Origin of the sequence: Pseudoalteromonas sp. T1lg88, from assembly GCF_002964765.1 — a bacterium.
Taxonomy (GTDB): Bacteria; Pseudomonadota; Gammaproteobacteria; order Enterobacterales; family Alteromonadaceae; genus Pseudoalteromonas.
In genome coordinates this window covers 39296-56241 of sequence record NZ_PQCF01000026.1, presented here as the reverse complement: position 1 = coordinate 56241, position 16946 = coordinate 39296, and the positions used below count along the sequence as shown (strand labels likewise).

The window sequence follows — 16946 nt, the reverse complement described above, 5'->3', positions numbered from 1 at the left end:
TTACTCCACAAAGCTAGGTGCGGCAAAAGGCAGTGCCCGGCAAAAGCTGACGCTGATATGGGCCAACATGGGGTAAGGAGAGCCCAGTTTGCCACTTTTGTAGGCGCTATCGAAATCGGCCAGCAGGTCGAGCAACGCACTTAGGTGTTCGCTGCGCAGGCGCTGCAAGGCCTGGCTGTACATACCTTGTTGGTTTTTCCATATGGCCAACTGTTTGCAGGCGCTGTTAAAGTCTTGCCCGTTTTGTTGCAAGCTCAGCAGCTTTTGTAATTGCTGCGCTTCCTTGGTCAGGGCCCAGGCAATGGCGGTGGGCTCGGTATTATCGTTTTGCAACCGGGTTAATACCTGGATGGCCTTAGTGCTGTCGCCCAGCAAGATGGCATTGGCCAAATCGAAAATATCGAACTTGTTTTGATTCAGTAAGGTTCCGAGCAGGGTATGGCCATTAATGGCGCGCTGCCCATAGAGCAGGGAGAGCTTTTCCAGCTCCTGATAGCAGGCCAGCAGGTTGCCTTCCGTGGTGTCGAGCAACACCTGTTTAGCATCGCCTTCGAGGTTTAACTGCAGGCGACGGCAATGGCCGTCGAGCCAGCGGCGCAAATGATTGCCGCTTAAAGGGTAGCAGGGGATAAAGAGGCCCTGCTGATCTAGAGCCTTAAACCAGGCGCTGCGCTGGATTTCTTGCGATGCCTTCATGCCGTGCAGGACGATAACACAATCCGGGTTAGGGGATTGCACATAGCCTTTTAGGTGCTCGGCTCCGGTTTTGCCCGGTTTTTGCCCCGCCATATCCACTTCAATCAGGGTGCGGGCGCTAAAGAGCGACATACTTTGATAATGGGCGTCCAGCTCTAGCCAATCGAATTGCGCGCCGGCGCTCAGCTTAATGACTTCATCGAAGCCCTGTTGCTTGGCGCTGTGGCGAATTTGCTGCACGCACTCACTGACTTGAAAGGGCTCCTCGCCAAAGACCATGTAAAATGGCGCTAACCCTTTTTGTAGTTGTTGCGGCAGTTGATTGGCGTAGACGCGCATTAGAGCTGGGCCAACTCACGAACGATGCGACGACTGGCCTGTTTGCGCAACTCGTCGAGCAAGATGGTCATCTCATTGGCCTTAGCCAGGGCATTATCCGGGTCATCCTGATAATTACGATAGAGCTCAAAGTATTGCTCAATTGGCTCGGCGTTGGCGCGTTCTAAGCGATAGGAAACCGAATAAATCAGCTCATATTCCGCTACCTGGCCGTTTTTAAACAGCGACAGTACACGTCTGTCGAGACTATCGGCTTTTAGAGTGAGTGTCGGGGATTTAGCACTAAGATTTTGGTTTACCAGCACATTGCTGTGCTCTAGCTCCTGCAATACCTCGGCAAAAAGGGCCGAGTTAGGGTCCTGCGCTGTGACTTCTAAGGTCATAAGCTCTTCAGGCAGGTCGGAAGCTCGTTTAAGATGAAAGCCGCAGCCGCTTAGCATAAGCGCTAAGCAGCCGAGAATCATAAGGTTGAGCAAACGCGATGGGGCGAACATCTTAGTTCGCCACCACGTTAAGCACTTTGCCTTTAATATAAATCACTTTACGCACAGTCAGGCCTTCGGTGAATTTCTGTACATTGGCATCGGCAAAAGCAGCTTGCTCTACCGCTTCTTGATCGGCATCCGCCGCAAGAGTCAGTTTCGCACGTACCTTACCATTGATCTGGACCACGACCAGCTTTTCACTTTCAACCATAGCCGATTCATCGGCAACCGGCCAAGTAGCGTCAAGCACATCGCCTTCTTTGCCCAAGTCTTGCCATAGCTGGTGCGACAAGTGCGGGGTGATAGGCGCAAGCATGATCAACATGGCTTCTAGGGCTTCGTTGGCCACCGCTTTGTCACCTTCATCCGCTAATGGTGCCTTGATCAGCTTGTTAGACAGCTCCATCACGGCGGCAATGGCGGTGTTGAAGGTTTGACGGCGCTCTAGGTCGTCGGTGATCTTGGCGATCGCCTTGTGCAGTTCACGACGCAGTTCTTTTTGCTCTTTCGAGAGCGAAGCAACATCTAACGCTACAAAGCCGGCTTTTTTCACATCTAGCGCATATTTGTAAACACGCTTAATGAAGCGGTGCGCACCTTCTACGCCCGAGTCTGACCATTCTAGGGTTTGCTCTGGTGGCGCAGTGAACATCATAAACAAGCGCACGGTATCGGCACCGTATTGATCGATAACATGCTGCGGGTCGATACCGTTATTTTTCGACTTCGACATCTTGCTCATACCGGCGCTTTCTACCGGCTGGCCGTCGTCTTTGTGCCATGCCTTGATGATGCGGCCCTTGTCGTCTTTTTCGGTTTCAACGTCAGTGGGTGAAATCCAGATATCGCCGCCTTTTTCATCCTTACGGAAGTAGGTTTCAGCAAGTACCATGCCTTGACACAGAAGGCGCTCGAACGGCTCGTCAGAATTAACCAGACCAAAGTCACGCAATAGCTTGTGGAAGAAGCGCGCATATAATAGGTGCAAGATCGCGTGCTCGATACCGCCAATGTATTGGTTTACCGGTAGCCAGTAGTTGGCTGCACCCGGCTCTAACATGCCTTCATCGTAGCGCGGGCTACAGTAGCGGGCATAGTACCAAGACGACTCCATAAAGGTATCGAAGGTATCTGTTTCGTGGAACACGGTTTCGCCGTTAATGGTAGCCTTGGCCCACTCTGGATCTGATTTGATCGGCGAAGTTACACCGTCCATGACTACGTCTTCTGGCAGACGCACCGGCAGCATGTCTTCAGGCGCGGCCAGCTCAGAGCCATCTTCTGTGTTCAACATAGGAATTGGTGAGCCCCAGTAACGCTGACGGCTTACACCCCAGTCACGTAGGCGGAAGTTAACCTTGCGCTCACCCACGCCAAGCGCGGTTAGCTTGTCGGCGATGGCATTGAAGGCGCCATCAAAATCCAGGCCATCGAACTCGCCAGAATTAACCAGCGTGCCTTTTTCCGTGTAGGCGGCTTTTGAAAGGTCACACTCATCGCCTTCGTTTGCTGCGATAACCTGTTTGATATCAAGGCCGTAAGCCGTTGCAAATTCAAAGTCGCGCTGATCGTGTGCCGGTACGGCCATAACTGCGCCTGAACCGTAATCCATCAATACGAAGTTGGCGATCCAGATTGGCACTTCCTGACCCGTTAATGGGTGGATGGCGTACAAACCTGTGGCAATACCCTTTTTCTCCATGGTGGCAACATCGGCTTCGGCCACCTTGGTGTTTTTACATTCTTCAACGAAGGCTGCTACCTCGGCATTGGCTGCCGCTGCTTCCTGGGCAATCGGGTGCGCTGCGGCCACGGCCACATAGCTCACGCCCATAAAGGTATCAGGACGGGTAGTGTAGACACTGAATTCACCCTGGCCATCGGCACGTTTAAAGGTGATATCTACGCCTTCTGAGCGGCCAATCCAGTTACGCTGCATGGTGCGTACCTGCTCAGGCCAGTGCTCTAGCTTGTCTAAGTCATCCAGCAACTCTTGTGCATAGTCGGTGATCTTAATAAACCACTGCGGAATTTCTTTTTGCTCAACCACCGCGCCTGAACGCCAACCTTTACCGTCGATAACCTGCTCGTTGGCAAGTACGGTTTGGTCTACCGGATCCCAGTTAACTGTTGACATCTTCTTGTATACCAAGCCTTTTTCGTAAAGCTTAGTGAAGAACCACTGTTCCCACTTGTAGTATCCAGGGTGACAAGTCGCGATTTCACGATCCCAGTCATAACCAAAACCAAGCAGTTTTAGCTGGTTGCGCATGTAATCGATATTTTGATAGGTCCAGTTAGCCGGCGCCGTGTTGTTTTTAATCGCGGCGTTTTCAGCAGGTAGACCAAAAGCATCCCAACCCATAGGCTGCATTACGTTTTTACCTTGCAGGCGCTGGAAGCGAGAAACTACATCACCAATGGTGTAGTTGCGCACGTGACCCATGTGCAGTCGACCACTGGGGTAGGGGAACATGGAGAGACAGTAAAACTTCTCTTTCGAGTCGTCTTCTGTGGCTTTAAATACCTTGTTTTCTTCCCAGTATGACTGGGCTTTCGCTTCAATTTCCTGCGGGTTATATTGCTCTTGCATCTACTCTTCCAGACTTCTTGCAAAATGATGACAAATTTGCCCGATAGCATACCCCAAATCTATGGTTAATCACAGCAAGGGACAGGCTTTTTTGTCGCCATTATTGAATTGTGGGCAGGCAGGCTATAGTTAACTAGTAGGGGTAAAAATTATGCAAGGAGTTAATATGGCAGATTATCGACAATGGTTATCCGAATTTAGCGATTGGCTAAAGGATGTTAACGACCATGAAGTCAAAGATATGGTGGCCACCTTTTTAGAGTCTAAGCAGGCGCTAAAGGATTTAAGCAAGGATAAGTACGAAGAATATAAGCGTTATTTGGCTCGGGATATAGACCACCTTATCGAGCACGAGAACTATTACAACTCATTGGCCTGGCAGGAGCTTAAGGAGAGCCTCTGGTTTGAGTTATCCCATATCGAAGACAAGTCCCAGTTGGAGTGGCAGGCGTTGAGCCAAGACTTTAAACATAAAGGGGTTTATCATAGCGGAGAATGGATAGCCATGGGCACCTTAGTGTGCCAAAATTGCCATTCTAAGGTAGATGTTTACCACCCCAGTGAAATTCTGCCCTGCACCGAGTGCGGCGGCATTCACTTTAATCGTCAGGCGCTGCAGCCATAGCCAATTTTAGCGGCGTTGAAAATAACAAGGGCCCGGCTATGGGCCCAGCAAAAGACGTGTTGTATGAAACATAAAACATCAGGCGTGGTCAGCACCTTAAGTGCTTGCGCTCTTGCGCCGCAAATTTCCGAAAATCATATTCGTACTTGTCTCACTCATCCTTACCCCGAAGAGCTGCCTTTTATCGGCCAAAAGCGTGCCGACAGTGCCCTTGATTTTGCCTTGGGTATGCACTTGCCGGGTTACAATGCGTATGTGATGGGCGAGCCGGCTCTGGGTCGTTACACCCTGGTGCAACACAAGCTGCAACAGTATGCCAAGGACAGGGAAACCCCCAGAGAATGGTTGTACGTAAACAACTATCAGGATCACCGTGAGCCTATTGCTATCTTGATGAACCCGGGTGAAGGGCAGGTTCTGGTGGACGATATTGACGCCGTGCTTGAGGAAATTCTCGATACCTTTCCTGCTGCCTTTGACAACCCTGGCTATCAGCGTAAGAAAAAGTCAATCGACCGCGAATTTGAAGACAAATACGAAGATGCGCTGGCCCATGTAGAAGAGCTGGCCAATGAACACAGCGTGGAGCTGATTGAAGATCAAAACAACGTTGGCTTTGTGCCCATAGTGAACAATCAACGTTTAAGTGATGAGCAATTCAGCGCCCTGGACGAGCACACTCAGGAGCGCTTTATCAACGCCATTACTGAGCTCGAAGATGCCTTAATCGATGCCCTGATCGAGCTGCCGAAATGGAAACGTGAGTCGAGCGAAGCGCTGCGTAAGCTGAAAAAGGCCACCGCAGAGGCGGCCATTAAGCCGTTACTGCGTGAATTGGAGCACAAATACGCCACCCATATCGGCGTATTACGCTATCTAAAAGACCTGCGCTCGGAGCTGGTGGATACAGTACTGGAATGGCTAGATGAAGAGCAGAGCAATGACAAGAGCGAGGAGGAGTATGACCGCAAGGAAATGCTTACCGAATTCTTTGCTCCTAACCTTTTGGTGCCCTACAAGGAGCACGATGCAGCACCGGTAATTTACGAGCCGAATCCGACCTTTGGTAATCTTTTTGGCAAGATTGAATATTCTACCTCGCAAGGCTCTTTGGTGACCAGTTACCGCAGTATTCAGCCCGGCGCCTTGCACCGTGCCAACGGCGGCTATCTGATTATGGATGCCGAGAAGGTGATGGCCAATGCCCAGGTGTGGGATGGCTTAAAGCTGAGTTTAAAAACCCACCAGATCAAAAATGATTTGCCCTATCAGGACAGCTCTGTGGGCAGCAGCTTTACCCTGCGCCCCCAGCTTATTCCCCTGGATGTAAAAGTGCTTTTGTTGGGCTCTCGCGACCTCTACTACGCACTTAACGAATACGATGAAGAGTTTGCCGAGCACTTTAGGGTGCTGGCGGACTTTGATTTCTACCTGCCGGGCACGGACAAATACCAGTATCAGTTTATTACCAAGGTGCAGGAATATTGCCGCGAGACCTTAAAAACCGAGGTGAATTGCGATGCCATGTCACTTTTGCTGCGTTTTAGCCACCGTCAGGCCGAACATCAGCAAAAACTCTCGGCGCGTTTTGCCGATGTGATGGAGTTGGTGGCAGAGGCCAGCTATTACGCCCGTCAGGACCGCAGCGAGCAGATCCACGCCACTCATGTACATGAGGCCCTGGCCGGCAAGGAGTATCGCACCGGGCAAATGAGCGAACATATGCTCAGCGATATCCGCGAAGGTCATATTTTGATTGCCACCGAGGACAAGGCGGTGGGTATGGTCAATGGTCTTACCGTGTTGCATGTGGGCGATACCTCATTTGGTACCCCGGCGCGCATCAGTGCTTCCGTCTATGCCGGCAGTGATGGTGTTATCGATATCGAACGTGAGGCCGAGCTGGGTAAGGCGATTCACTCTAAAGGGGTGATGCTGTTGACAGGTTATTTGGGTAGCAAGTATGCCCAGGATTTCAGCCTGACCCTGAGCGCCAATATTGCCATCGAGCAAAGCTACGGCTATATCGATGGTGACAGCGCGTCTTTGGCGGAATTGTGTGCCCTGGTATCGAGTATTACCCGAGTGCCCATTGACCAGGGCATCGCTATGACCGGCTCGATTAACCAGCGCGGTGAGGTGCAGGCCATAGGCGGTGTGAATGAGAAGATTGAAGGTTTCTTCAAGCTTTGTCAGATGCGCGGCTTAAGTGGTGAGCAGGGGGTGATCATTCCTAAATCGAACTGCTTGAATCTGGTATTAAACCAGGACGTGATCGATGCCGTGGAGCAGGGACGTTTTCATATTTACCCTGTGGCCAATGTCGATGAAGCGCTAAGCCTGCTTACAGGCAAGGAATGCGGCGAGCTAAAAGATGGTGCCTATACCAAGGGCAGTATTCACGACCTGGCCATGACCCGACTGCGGGAAATTGCCGCCATAGTCGGTGGGGAGGATGAAGACGATGCTTAATCTTATTCTTTCGGCCATTATTCTTGTATTACTGGTCTTGACCATACGCGGGCACCTGCGCAACCGTAAGGTTGCGGCCCTCAACAAGCAGAAGGAAGCCGATTTCTTTGCCAAAAACAAAGATCAGGAAGGGCTGGAAGAGCTGCCAAGCGGGGTGCAAATCCTGTGGCAGAGTCGCAGCGATGAGGGAGTACAGCCAGAGCCAACATCCAAGGTTTGTGTGCACTATCGTGGCACCTTGCTAGATGGTCGTGAGTTTGACAGCTCCTATAAGCGTGACAAGCCTTTAGATTTTAAATTGAATCAGGTGATCAAGGGCTGGCAGCTAGGGCTGCAACAGATGCGTGTGGGCGATAAGGCGACCTTGTACATCCCCGCCCACCTCGCCTATGGCGACCGTCGCGTGGGGATCATTGAGCCTGCCAGTGCGTTAATTTTTGAGGTTGAGCTACTGCGCCTAGCTTAAATCAGTACTAATCAATAAAAAAACCACCGCCCCTGCGGTGGTTTTTTATACCTGCCTTTTGTCGCATTGCACTTTTGTTCCCCGCCTTGATAGCCTAGTTTTAGTGAAGCTGTGCCGTTCACAGAGCCAGCAGCCCAAAGCAATCAACAGGGGATGAAACAATGAAACTAGGTAAACCTTTATGTCAGGCTCTGCTCTTTAGTGCCGTCACTGGCCTAAGTATGCACACCTATGCCGCTTCATTAGCGGCGCAAATCGATACCGTCAATGCCGAGGTAGGAGACAAGCTGATCGAGTGGCGCCGTCACTTACATCAATACCCGGAGCTCAGTAACCGCGAATTTGCAACCGCCAAATATGTCGCCGAACATCTCGAAAGTTTAGGCCTAGAGGTACAAACGGGCGTCGCCCACACCGGGGTAGTGGCAAAAATTAAGGGTGGTAAAAGTGGTCCCTTGATAGCGCTGCGCGCCGATATGGATGCTCTGCCGGTGACCGAGCAGGTGGACTTGCCCTTTGCCTCAAAGCAAACAGCCACTTACCGTGGTGAAGACGTGGGTGTAATGCATGCCTGTGGCCATGACGCTCACGTCGCCATCTTAATGGCGGTGGCACAGTCGCTGGTGGCCTTAAAGGATGAACTTGCCGGCGATGTACTCTTGATCTTTCAACCCGCCGAAGAAGGGGCGCCTCAAGGCGAGGAGGGTGGTGCCGAGTTAATGTTGAAAGAAGGTTTGTTTGCGCAAAAGCCCGAGGCGGTATTCGGCCTGCATGTAACATCATCTCTTAACAGCGGTCAGATAGGGTTGCGCTCTGGGCCGCTGATGGCCAGCTCGGATGCCTTTAGTATCAAGGTCAGTGGCCGTCAAACCCATGGTTCGAGGCCGTGGAATGGCATAGATCCAATCGTGGCCTCCAGTCAGATTATTATGGCCACTCAAACCATAGCGTCACGTCAGGTAGATGTGACCAAGGCACCTTCGGTTATTTCCTACGGTGCCATTAAAGGTGGTGTGCGCAATAACATTATTCCCGATGAGGTGGAAATGGTCGGCACCATTCGCACCTTTGATCAGGATATGCGCGCCGACATTAAAAAACGCTTACAACATACTGCCGAATTGACTGCGCAAGCCGCAGGTGCCAAGGCCGAGGTGCATATAGACCATGGCTATCCGGTGACTGTGAATAACCCCGAACTCACGGCGAAGATGATGCCTACCCTGGAGCAAGCGGCGGGTAAGGATAATGTCATTATTACCGACCTGATCACAGGTGCCGAGGACTTTTCCTACTACGCCCTAGAAACGCCGGGAATGTTCTTTTTCTTAGGGATCACTCCAGCCGAGCAAAACGCAGAAACGGCGCCAAGCAACCATTCGCCACACTTCTATATTGATGAGCAGGGGCTGCCGCTAGGCGTGAAGGCCCTCACTAATCTGGTGTTTGATTACCTGGATAAGTGATACTGAAATAGGAAAGTGAAAAGGCGCTATTAAGCGCCTTTTTTACTTCGGTAAGTAATGCCCATACTAACCAGGGCAAAGCCAATCAACAGCAGCCACACCGGCCATGTACCTTGGCGGGCGTAGAAGCTGTCGCCGTCGATAAGCTGTACATCGGTAAGTAATACATCATCAACAAACTGAGGCAGGCTCACCTGCTTTTGTGACAGCGGATCATACACTCCAGTGACCCCTGTGTTGGTAACGCGAACCAGGGGACGCATTAGCTCCAGTGCCCGCATACGTGATATTTGCATATGCTGATGGGGGCCGTGGGAGTCGCCAAACCAGGCGTCGTTGCTGACGGTAAAGAGAATATCCGAGTCACTGCGATAGTTGGCGCGCACTAAATCGGGAAAGACTATTTCATAGCAGATTGCCGGCAAAATATGATAGCCGTTGGCGAGCAGGTTATTCTGCACTCGCTCTCCACGGCTAAAGCTCGACATGGGCAAGTCGAACAGCGGCGCTATGGGGCGCAGGAGATCCTCAAAAGGCACGAACTCGCCTATGGGCAAAAGCTGGTGCTTGCGATAGCGATTTCTATGCAGGTAAGTATATTGACCCTCACTGCTGTCGGCCTCTTGTTTACCCATAACCACAAGCGTGTTGTAGGCCTTGCGGGTGTCATACTGGTAATCCACTATGCCGGTGATAAGGGCGCTGTCGTTAAAGACCGCGGCCTTATCCAAAGAGCGCAGGAAGTTGCCGGCCAGGGACTCCAGTTCGGGCACGGCCGCCTCGGGCCAGACCACCAGATCCGCCTGCCAGTGAGTGCGGGTCATATCCTGGTATTTGAGCATGGTTGGCCAGAAGTTTTCTGGCTCCCAGCGCATGCTTTGTTTGATATTGCCCTGCACCAGAGCCACCGAAAGATGCTTGTTGGCATACTGATTAGCCGGGGCAAAGTATGCACTAAGCGCTATTATAGCCACCAGGGCACAAGTACCAACCAGGGGTTGCCAGGCACGGTTCAAGACTAAGCGAAACAGGCTGTAACCCAGTGCCAATACGACACAGGCGAGACCAAACTCACCGACCAGGGGGGCAAGAATATTAAGCGGTGAGTCGGTTTGCGTATAACCCAGGGAGAGCCAGGGAAAACCGGTTAACAGTGTGCCGCGTAGCCACTCAGCGAACGCGAAACTAAGGATTAGAGGGGCAAACCAGCTGCCGCTGCGACGGTAACACCAGCCGGTAATCGCCAGCGCCAGAGCGGGAAACAGGGCCAGATAGCACACCAATAGGGCCATGACCGCCAAGGAGGCGATAATGGGTAAGCCGCCGAACTCGGCAATGGAAACATGAACCCAGCTAACTCCGGCGCCAAACCAGCCGAGGCCAAAGGCAAAACCGTACCAGGCTGCTTTTTTGGGCGTTTGTTGATAGCTGCACCAGCTCAGCACTGCGATGCTGAGAAAGGCGATGGGCCAAATTGAAAATGGGGCATAGGCCAGGGTTAAAACAAGGCCGGCCACGAAGGCCAGCCAGGTTTTACTATCCCTTAGTGCGCCCTTAAGCCGCGTCAGAGTCTTCGCCATCATTCGATTTTGGCAAAGTCACTTGCAGTTGCAAAATACGACGGCTGTCGGAGCTTGTTACCTTAAACTGCAAGGGAGGGATGTCGATGATTTCACCGCGCCCAGGCATATGGCCAAAGGCATGAAGAACAATACCACCTATGGTATCGGCTTCGTTGGTATTGAAATCTGTGTTGAATTTATCGTTAAATTCATCGATAGGAGTGAGGGCTTGCACTGAAAAAACATGCTTGGAAATTTGCTTAATTTGCAGATTTTCTTCCTCATCATCGTGCTCATCTTCGATTTCGCCGACGATAATTTCCAAAATGTCTTCAATGGTTACCAGGCCGGATACACCACCATATTCATCAATGACTATGGCCATATGGTAGCGTTGCTGACGGAACTCGTTAAGCAGGGTGTCAACACGCTTGCTTTCGGGAACAATCACAATCGGGCGTAATACTTCGCGTAAGGTAGGAAGATCGGCTTCCTTATCCATCAGCAGAGGAAGTAAATCCTTCGCCAGCAAGATCCCTTCAATATGATCTTTGTCCTCACAGACCACAGGAAAACGCGAGTGTGACGACTCGATCATCTGCGGTAATTGGTCGAACAAGGGTTTATCGACATCCAGGGTGATCATTTGCGAGCGGGGGATCATGATATCTCGTACTTTGAGTTCAGAGACACCCAAAACACCTTCAATCATTTCCTTGGTTTCAGGATCGATCAGATCGCGCTCCTGGGCATCTGAGATCACTTCTGCCAGCTGTTCCTTATTTTGGGGCTCTCCTTGAAACATCTGGCTGATACGATCTAACCAGGATTTTCCAGAAGAACCCTCTCTACTATGCGAGTTTTCGTCGCTCATTAGCTTTATGCGCTCCAAGTTGAATTAATTCCGATAATGAGACCTAGCTCACTATTGGGATTAACACTCATCATCCCTGTATGGGTCGCTAATATTGATGCTGGCCAGCAAACGTTTTTCCAACGCTTCCATAATCTCGGCATCGGCCTCATTTATATGGTCATAGCCAAGTAAATGCAAGCACCCGTGTACCACCATGTGGGCAAAGTGGTCATGAAATGCCTTATGTTGTTCCAAGGCTTCACCATATACCACTTGCGGGCAAATAATCAAATCACCCACCAAGGGTAATTCGATTCCGGCCGGGGCGTCAAATTCAAAGGATAAGACATTGGTCGGCTTGTCTTTACCGCGGTAGCTGTGATTCAGACTTTGGCTTTCATGCTCGTCGGCAATGCGAATGGTGACCTCTGAGTCGGGCTTCAGCTCATCCAGTACCAGTGCCGCCCAGCGCTGAAACTGGGCCTCGCTTGGTAAGTTATCAAACTCACAGGCTATTTGCAGATCGACTGTGGTGCTCATTGGTCAGACTCTTTTTTGGCTTGTTCTTTTTGCAGTCGCTTAACGCGCTCTGCTTCTTCGTGATGCTCATAGGCCTCAACGATGCGCGCTACCACTGGGTGGCGAACAACATCATGAGATTGGAAGAAGTTCATGCTTATTTCATCAACCTCACCCAAGACTTCAATGGCATGGCGTAGGCCTGAGCGGGCGCCACGAGGTAAGTCGACCTGGGTGATATCACCTGTGATCACCGCCTTAGAGTTAAAGCCGATACGGGTCAGGAACATCTTCATTTGCTCCACCGTGGTGTTCTGGCTTTCATCGAGAATAATAAAGGCGTCGTTCAAGGTACGGCCACGCATATAGGCAAGTGGTGCAACCTCAATGACATTTTTCTCAATTAAGCGCTCAACCTTTTCAAAGCCCAGCATCTCAAACAAGGCATCGTAAAGCGGGCGCAAATAGGGATCTATTTTCTGAGTTAAATCACCCGGTAAGAAGCCCAGTTTTTCACCCGCTTCTACCGCAGGGCGGGTAAGCAAAATACGACGGATTTCCTGGCGCTCCAGGGCATCAACGGCAGCTGCAACGGCCAGATAGGTTTTACCCGTACCGGCAGGGCCAATACCAAAACATATGTCATGGTTCAGAATGTTGGCCACATATTGGCTTTGATTCGGGTTACGGGGCTTAACCACGCCTCGGCGGGTTTTAATAAAGACTTCTTTACCCCAGACGCTCGGCGCTTCTTGCTCCAGCACATCGGCTTCAATAATGGCCAGATGCACATGCTCGGGCTCGATTTCTTTTTGCTTGCCTTTGACCGGTGCAGTTTCAAGGTACAGGCTTTTGATGATCTCGCCTGCAGCCTTTGCCGTATGTGGTTTGCCGGTTATTTTAAAGAGGTTTTCGCGGTGCGCAATTTCAACTCCCAGACGACGCTCGATGTGTTTTATGTTCTCGTCAAAAGGACCGCATAAAGAAGAAAGGCGGGTGTTATCGGACGGTTCTAAATAAATATCGATGTTCTTCAGCTGGTTACTCAAAGTTGCTTCCTGTTGATTGGCGCCGTGGCCTTGGCCACAGCGCATTATTTTTATTAATTAGGGGTAAAGGTACCCACGCCAATCTCATTGGTTTGCTCTTCGCTTGGTGCCTTGGCGAGAATATCGCTTGGGGCCACGTCACGACGCAGATTCATATCTGCTTCGGTACGGATAAGTTCACCACGTAGTGAGTTTGGCAGCGCTTCGGTAATACGTACATCCACAAATTGACCGATCACCGAGTGTGGACCTTCAAAGTTTACCACACGGTTGTTCTCGGTACGGCCGCGCAGTTCCATCGGGTTCTTCTTCGAAGGACCTTCAACCAAAATACGCTGCTCGGTACCAAACATATCACGGCTGATCTTTTGAGCCATTTGGTTAATGCGATCTTGTAAAATGTAAAGGCGTTGCTTTTTCTCGTCTTCGCTTACGTCATCCGGTAAATCGGCCGCCGGCGTACCCGGACGGGCGCTGTAGATAAAGCTAAAGCTCATGTCGAAACCGATGTCATTGATAAGCTTCATTGTTGCTTCAAAGTCTTCGGTGGTTTCACCTGGGAAGCCGATAATAAAGTCAGAGCTCATGCTGATATTCGGGCGCACCTTGCGCAGGGCACGAATAGTCGACTTGTATTCCATCGCCATGTGGCCGCGTTTCATCAGATTAAGAATGCGATCTGAGCCGCTTTGCACTGGCAAGTGTAAGTGATCAACTAACTCTGGTATATCGGCATAGGCATCGACTATGTCTTGCGTAAATTCAACCGGGTGCGATGTGGTGTAACGAATACGGTCGATACCATCGATGGCGGCGACATAGCGCAGTAGATCTGAGAAATAGCAAATCTCACCGTCATGGGTAGCACCACGGTAGGCATTTACGTTTTGACCAAGCAGGTTTACTTCACGCACGCCTTGCTCGGCCAACTGAGCCACTTCAAGCAACACATCATCAAGAGGGCGACTTACTTCTTCACCTCGGGTGTAAGGCACCACGCAGAAGGTACAGTATTTAGAGCAGCCTTCCATAATTGATACGAAAGCGCTCGGGCCTTCCGCTTTCGGCTCAGGTAAACGGTCAAATTTCTCGATTTCCGGGAAGGTAATATCAACGACCGAGCCTTCTTTGGCTTGTACTTGCTGGATCATTTCCGGCAGGCGGTGCAAGGTTTGCGGGCCAAATACGATATCAACGAAAGGCGCGCGTTGGCGAATGGTGTCGCCCTCTTGTGAAGCAACACAGCCACCCACACCGATAACCAGGTCCGGGTTTTTATCTTTTAACGGCTTCCAGCGGCCTAACTGGTGGAATACTTTCTCTTGTGCTTTTTCACGGATAGAGCAGGTGTTAAGCAAAATCACGTCCGCATCTTCGGCCTCTTCGGTCAGTTGATAACCATTGGTATCATCTAGAAGATCCGCCATTTTCTGGGAGTCATATTCATTCATCTGACAACCCCAGGTTTTAATATGCAGCTTTTTGCTCATTGAAATATTGCCTCGTTTTCAATCCGGTACTGACTATGCACGACTAGGCCAAGTTAATACTCTGGACCTGTGGTCATTGACTTAGCTTAGCCTAAAGGACGCGTATTTTATATGCTATCGCGCTATGAGCCAAGTATAGTTTTGATATTTGCCGCGCCGGGGTGCAGTAAATCAAAGATGCTTGACATCTTGATGTCAACAACTGCCATTTGCCTAAAGAACTGGGTTACAATTGCGCCAGCGAAACAAGAATAAGAGACAAGGCCAATGAGTGTAAAACAGGTGCTGATTGTCGGTGGCGGTATGGTGGGCGCAGCCTGTGCCATCAAGCTGGCCAAGCAGGGCATGCAGGTATGCGTTATCGAGCAGCAGGTAATAGACCCGCAGGCGGTTCTACAAAGCGATCAGGTTGATATTCGCGTATCCGCTATTAACCGCTTTTCCGAGCAGCTGTTGGACGAGTTAGGGGCCATGCCGGCTTTGCGTCAAAACCGTATTGCCCAGTACACCCAATTGGAGGCGTACGAAGATAAGCCCGAGCAGCTGCTTTTCGACTGCCAGGAACTTGGCGCCAGCCACTTAGGACATCTGGTCGAGAACAAGCTTCTACAAGCAGCCCTGTGGGCCCAGTTCGACCAATACGACATCAAGGTATGCTCACCCGAGGGACAAGCTCAGCAATTGCTGCAAACGTCTCAAGGAGCGACTCTTATCTATGAACACGAGCAGTTTCATTGTGATCTGATTATTGCCGCCGACGGTGGCCGCTCTCGTATTCGTCAATTAGCAGGAATTGGTGTGACCGGCTGGCAGTATCAGCAACATTGTATGGGCATACTGATAAAACTGGACGCCCCACAACAAACGAAAACCTGGCAACAATTTAAACCCAGTGGCCCCATTGCTTTTCTACCCATGCAATATCCCTATGCCAATCTTATTTGGTATGACCAAGGCGCCAAGCTTAAGCAACTGCAACAGCTGGATAAATCGGCGTTAAAGAAACAGATTGAAGCGCACTTTTTTACTCTTCCCGGTGACTTTGAGGTAGAAGCCGCCGCCGTGTTCCCATTAGCCCGTCAGCATGCAAATACCTATATCGGCTCACGCGTCGCACTCATTGGTGATGCTGCCCACACCATTAATCCTTTGGCGGGACAAGGAGTTAATCTTGGTTTTAAAGATGTGGATGCACTTGCTAAGGCGTTAGCTGATACCAGCGCGACCTTAGCGGACGCTCTGGCGCATTATCAGCGCACGCGCCGCACGGACAATCTGCTGATGATGAGTATGATGGATGCCTGTTATTTTGGTTTCTCGAACAGCGTATCGCCACTTAAATATTTGCGTAATTTGGCTTTGACAGCAGCGAACAAGGCTGGTCCGCTGAAACAACAGGTCTTGAAACACGCCATGGGCGGCATTACTTAATTGTAAAAGTGACTGCAAATCTATCTAAGCTGCTCAATAGGGCGGCTTTTTTTATGCCATAAAAAATCAGGTATATAACGAATGGATAGAAAGAAGTTTAAGGGTGTTTAAATGATTAAGAATCAGGATTGATATTTTTGAAGGATAACTAAGAAGGTTAATACATGGTGCGGAAGGTGAGACTTGAACTCACACATCCGAAGATACTGGAACCTAAATCCAGCGCGTCTACCAATTCCGCCACTCCCGCATTTATCTCAAGAAGAGATGGCTGGAGTACCAGGATTTGAACCTGGGAATGGCGGGATCAAAACCCGCTGCCTTACCGCTTGGCGATACTCCAGCAATAGAGTTTGATGGTTTTAGTTCTCATCAAGAACATGGTGCGGAAGGTGAGACTTGAACTCACACATCCGAAGATACTGGAACCTAAATCCAGCGCGTCTACCAATTCCGCCACTCCCGCAACGTGGTACTGTCTTCAGTGTTGTTGGAACCTAAATCCAGCGTCTAATACAAGACATCTGACAATTCCGCAACTTCAGAAAGTTGGCTGGAGTACCAGGATTTGAACCTGGGAATGGCGGGATCAAAACCCGCTGCCTTACCGCTTGGCGATACTCCAACTAAAGGGTCGATAGTTTTAGTTCTTATCAAGAACATGGTGCGGAAGGTGAGACTTGAACTCACACATCCGAAGATACTGGAACCTAAATCCAGCGCGTCTACCAATTCCGCCACTCCCGCAATGTATTACTTACATTATGATATGGAACCTAAATCCAGCGTCTTAATCAAGACAACTGCCAATTCCGTACTATCGCAATGTATTATTTACATCCAAATTTATTATGGAAGCTAAGTCCAACGTCTCATTTGCATGTATTAAGATGATAA

Annotated in this window: 13 protein-coding genes and 5 tRNA genes; 5 read left to right on the top strand and 13 right to left on the bottom strand. The window is 50.4% G+C overall.

Translation table 11 applies throughout. The annotated features are described in order from the left end of the window. Genes holA through leuS form a run of 3 tightly spaced genes read right to left on the bottom strand, consistent with a single transcriptional unit; the run spans window position 1 to window position 4113 of the window. Window positions 1-1035, bottom strand: a complete 1035-nt coding sequence (gene holA / locus C2M34_RS08165) for a DNA polymerase III subunit delta (protein ID WP_105213651.1) — start codon at window positions 1033-1035, stop codon at window positions 1-3. Then, entirely contained in the window at window positions 1035-1529 is a 495-nt protein-coding gene (locus C2M34_RS08160; RefSeq protein ID WP_105200667.1) for an LPS-assembly lipoprotein LptE, read from the bottom strand. Before C2M34_RS08160 ends, holA begins: the two co-directional genes overlap by 1 nt. 1 nt (window position 1530) lies before the next feature. Continuing rightward, window positions 1531-4113 carry a leucine--tRNA ligase gene (leuS, locus tag C2M34_RS08155; RefSeq protein WP_105258508.1) on the bottom strand — a complete coding sequence of 861 codons (2583 nt, stop codon included), beginning with the start codon at window positions 4111-4113 and terminating at the stop codon, window positions 1531-1533. Window positions 4114-4279: 166 nt separating this feature from the next. Between leuS and C2M34_RS08150 the strand changes: the two genes are divergently transcribed. From C2M34_RS08150 to C2M34_RS08135, 4 genes are all read left to right on the top strand, one after another. After that, window positions 4280-4738, top strand: a complete 459-nt coding sequence (locus tag C2M34_RS08150) for a zinc ribbon-containing protein (RefSeq protein WP_105200665.1) — start codon at window positions 4280-4282, stop codon at window positions 4736-4738. A gap of 63 nt (window positions 4739-4801) precedes the next feature. Beyond that, the gene (locus tag C2M34_RS08145; protein ID WP_105200664.1) at window positions 4802-7210 is read left to right on the top strand and encodes a Lon protease family protein; all 2409 of its coding nucleotides are present in this window, start codon (window positions 4802-4804) and stop codon (window positions 7208-7210) included. Continuing rightward, window positions 7203-7676 (top strand): FKBP-type peptidyl-prolyl cis-trans isomerase, encoded by a 474-nt coding sequence (locus tag C2M34_RS08140; protein WP_105258507.1) that lies wholly within the window; start codon window positions 7203-7205, stop codon window positions 7674-7676. Before C2M34_RS08145 ends, C2M34_RS08140 begins: the two co-directional genes overlap by 8 nt. Window positions 7677-7897: 221 nt before the next feature. After that, window positions 7898-9142, top strand: coding sequence for an amidohydrolase (locus tag C2M34_RS08135; protein WP_442792783.1), 1245 nt, complete (start codon window positions 7898-7900; stop codon window positions 9140-9142). A gap of 29 nt (window positions 9143-9171) precedes the next feature. Here C2M34_RS08135 and lnt read toward each other — a convergent pair whose 3' ends face one another. Genes lnt through miaB form a run of 5 tightly spaced genes read right to left on the bottom strand, consistent with a single transcriptional unit; the run spans window position 9172 to window position 14618 of the window. Then, entirely contained in the window at window positions 9172-10722 is a 1551-nt protein-coding gene (gene lnt, locus C2M34_RS08130; protein WP_105258597.1) for an apolipoprotein N-acyltransferase, read from the bottom strand. Further along, entirely contained in the window at window positions 10697-11578 is an 882-nt protein-coding gene (gene corC / locus C2M34_RS08125; RefSeq protein ID WP_105200661.1) for a CNNM family magnesium/cobalt transport protein CorC, read from the bottom strand. The genes lnt and corC overlap by 26 nt, the downstream gene beginning before the upstream one ends. A 60-nt stretch (window positions 11579-11638) precedes the next feature. After that, on the bottom strand, window positions 11639-12100 hold the full coding sequence (gene ybeY / locus C2M34_RS08120) for an rRNA maturation RNase YbeY (protein ID WP_105258505.1): 462 nt from the start codon (window positions 12098-12100) through the stop codon (window positions 11639-11641). Then, entirely contained in the window at window positions 12097-13128 is a 1032-nt protein-coding gene (locus C2M34_RS08115; RefSeq protein ID WP_105258596.1) for a PhoH family protein, read from the bottom strand. The genes ybeY and C2M34_RS08115 overlap by 4 nt, the downstream gene beginning before the upstream one ends. A gap of 53 nt (window positions 13129-13181) precedes the next feature. After that, on the bottom strand, window positions 13182-14618 hold the full coding sequence (gene miaB, locus C2M34_RS08110; RefSeq protein ID WP_105213645.1) for a tRNA (N6-isopentenyl adenosine(37)-C2)-methylthiotransferase MiaB: 1437 nt from the start codon (window positions 14616-14618) through the stop codon (window positions 13182-13184). Between the two features lie 267 nt (window positions 14619-14885). On the opposite strand from miaB, the gene C2M34_RS08105 reads away from it, so the two are divergent. Continuing rightward, entirely contained in the window at window positions 14886-16049 is a 1164-nt protein-coding gene (locus C2M34_RS08105) for an FAD-dependent oxidoreductase (protein ID WP_105200658.1), read from the top strand. A gap of 165 nt (window positions 16050-16214) precedes the next feature. On the opposite strand, the gene C2M34_RS08100 is transcribed toward C2M34_RS08105, so the two are convergent. The 5 genes from C2M34_RS08100 to C2M34_RS08080 form a co-directional block, all read right to left on the bottom strand. Beyond that, window positions 16215-16299, bottom strand: a tRNA-Leu gene (locus tag C2M34_RS08100). An 18-nt stretch (window positions 16300-16317) separates the two neighbouring features. Continuing rightward, window positions 16318-16392: transfer RNA gene (locus tag C2M34_RS08095), tRNA-Gln, on the bottom strand. A gap of 38 nt (window positions 16393-16430) precedes the next feature. Next, window positions 16431-16515, bottom strand: a tRNA-Leu gene (locus C2M34_RS08090). A gap of 84 nt (window positions 16516-16599) precedes the next feature. Continuing rightward, a tRNA-Gln gene (locus C2M34_RS08085) sits at window positions 16600-16674 on the bottom strand. Between the two features lie 37 nt (window positions 16675-16711). Beyond that, window positions 16712-16796 (bottom strand) — tRNA-Leu (locus C2M34_RS08080). Window positions 16797-16946: the final 150 nt, after the last annotated feature.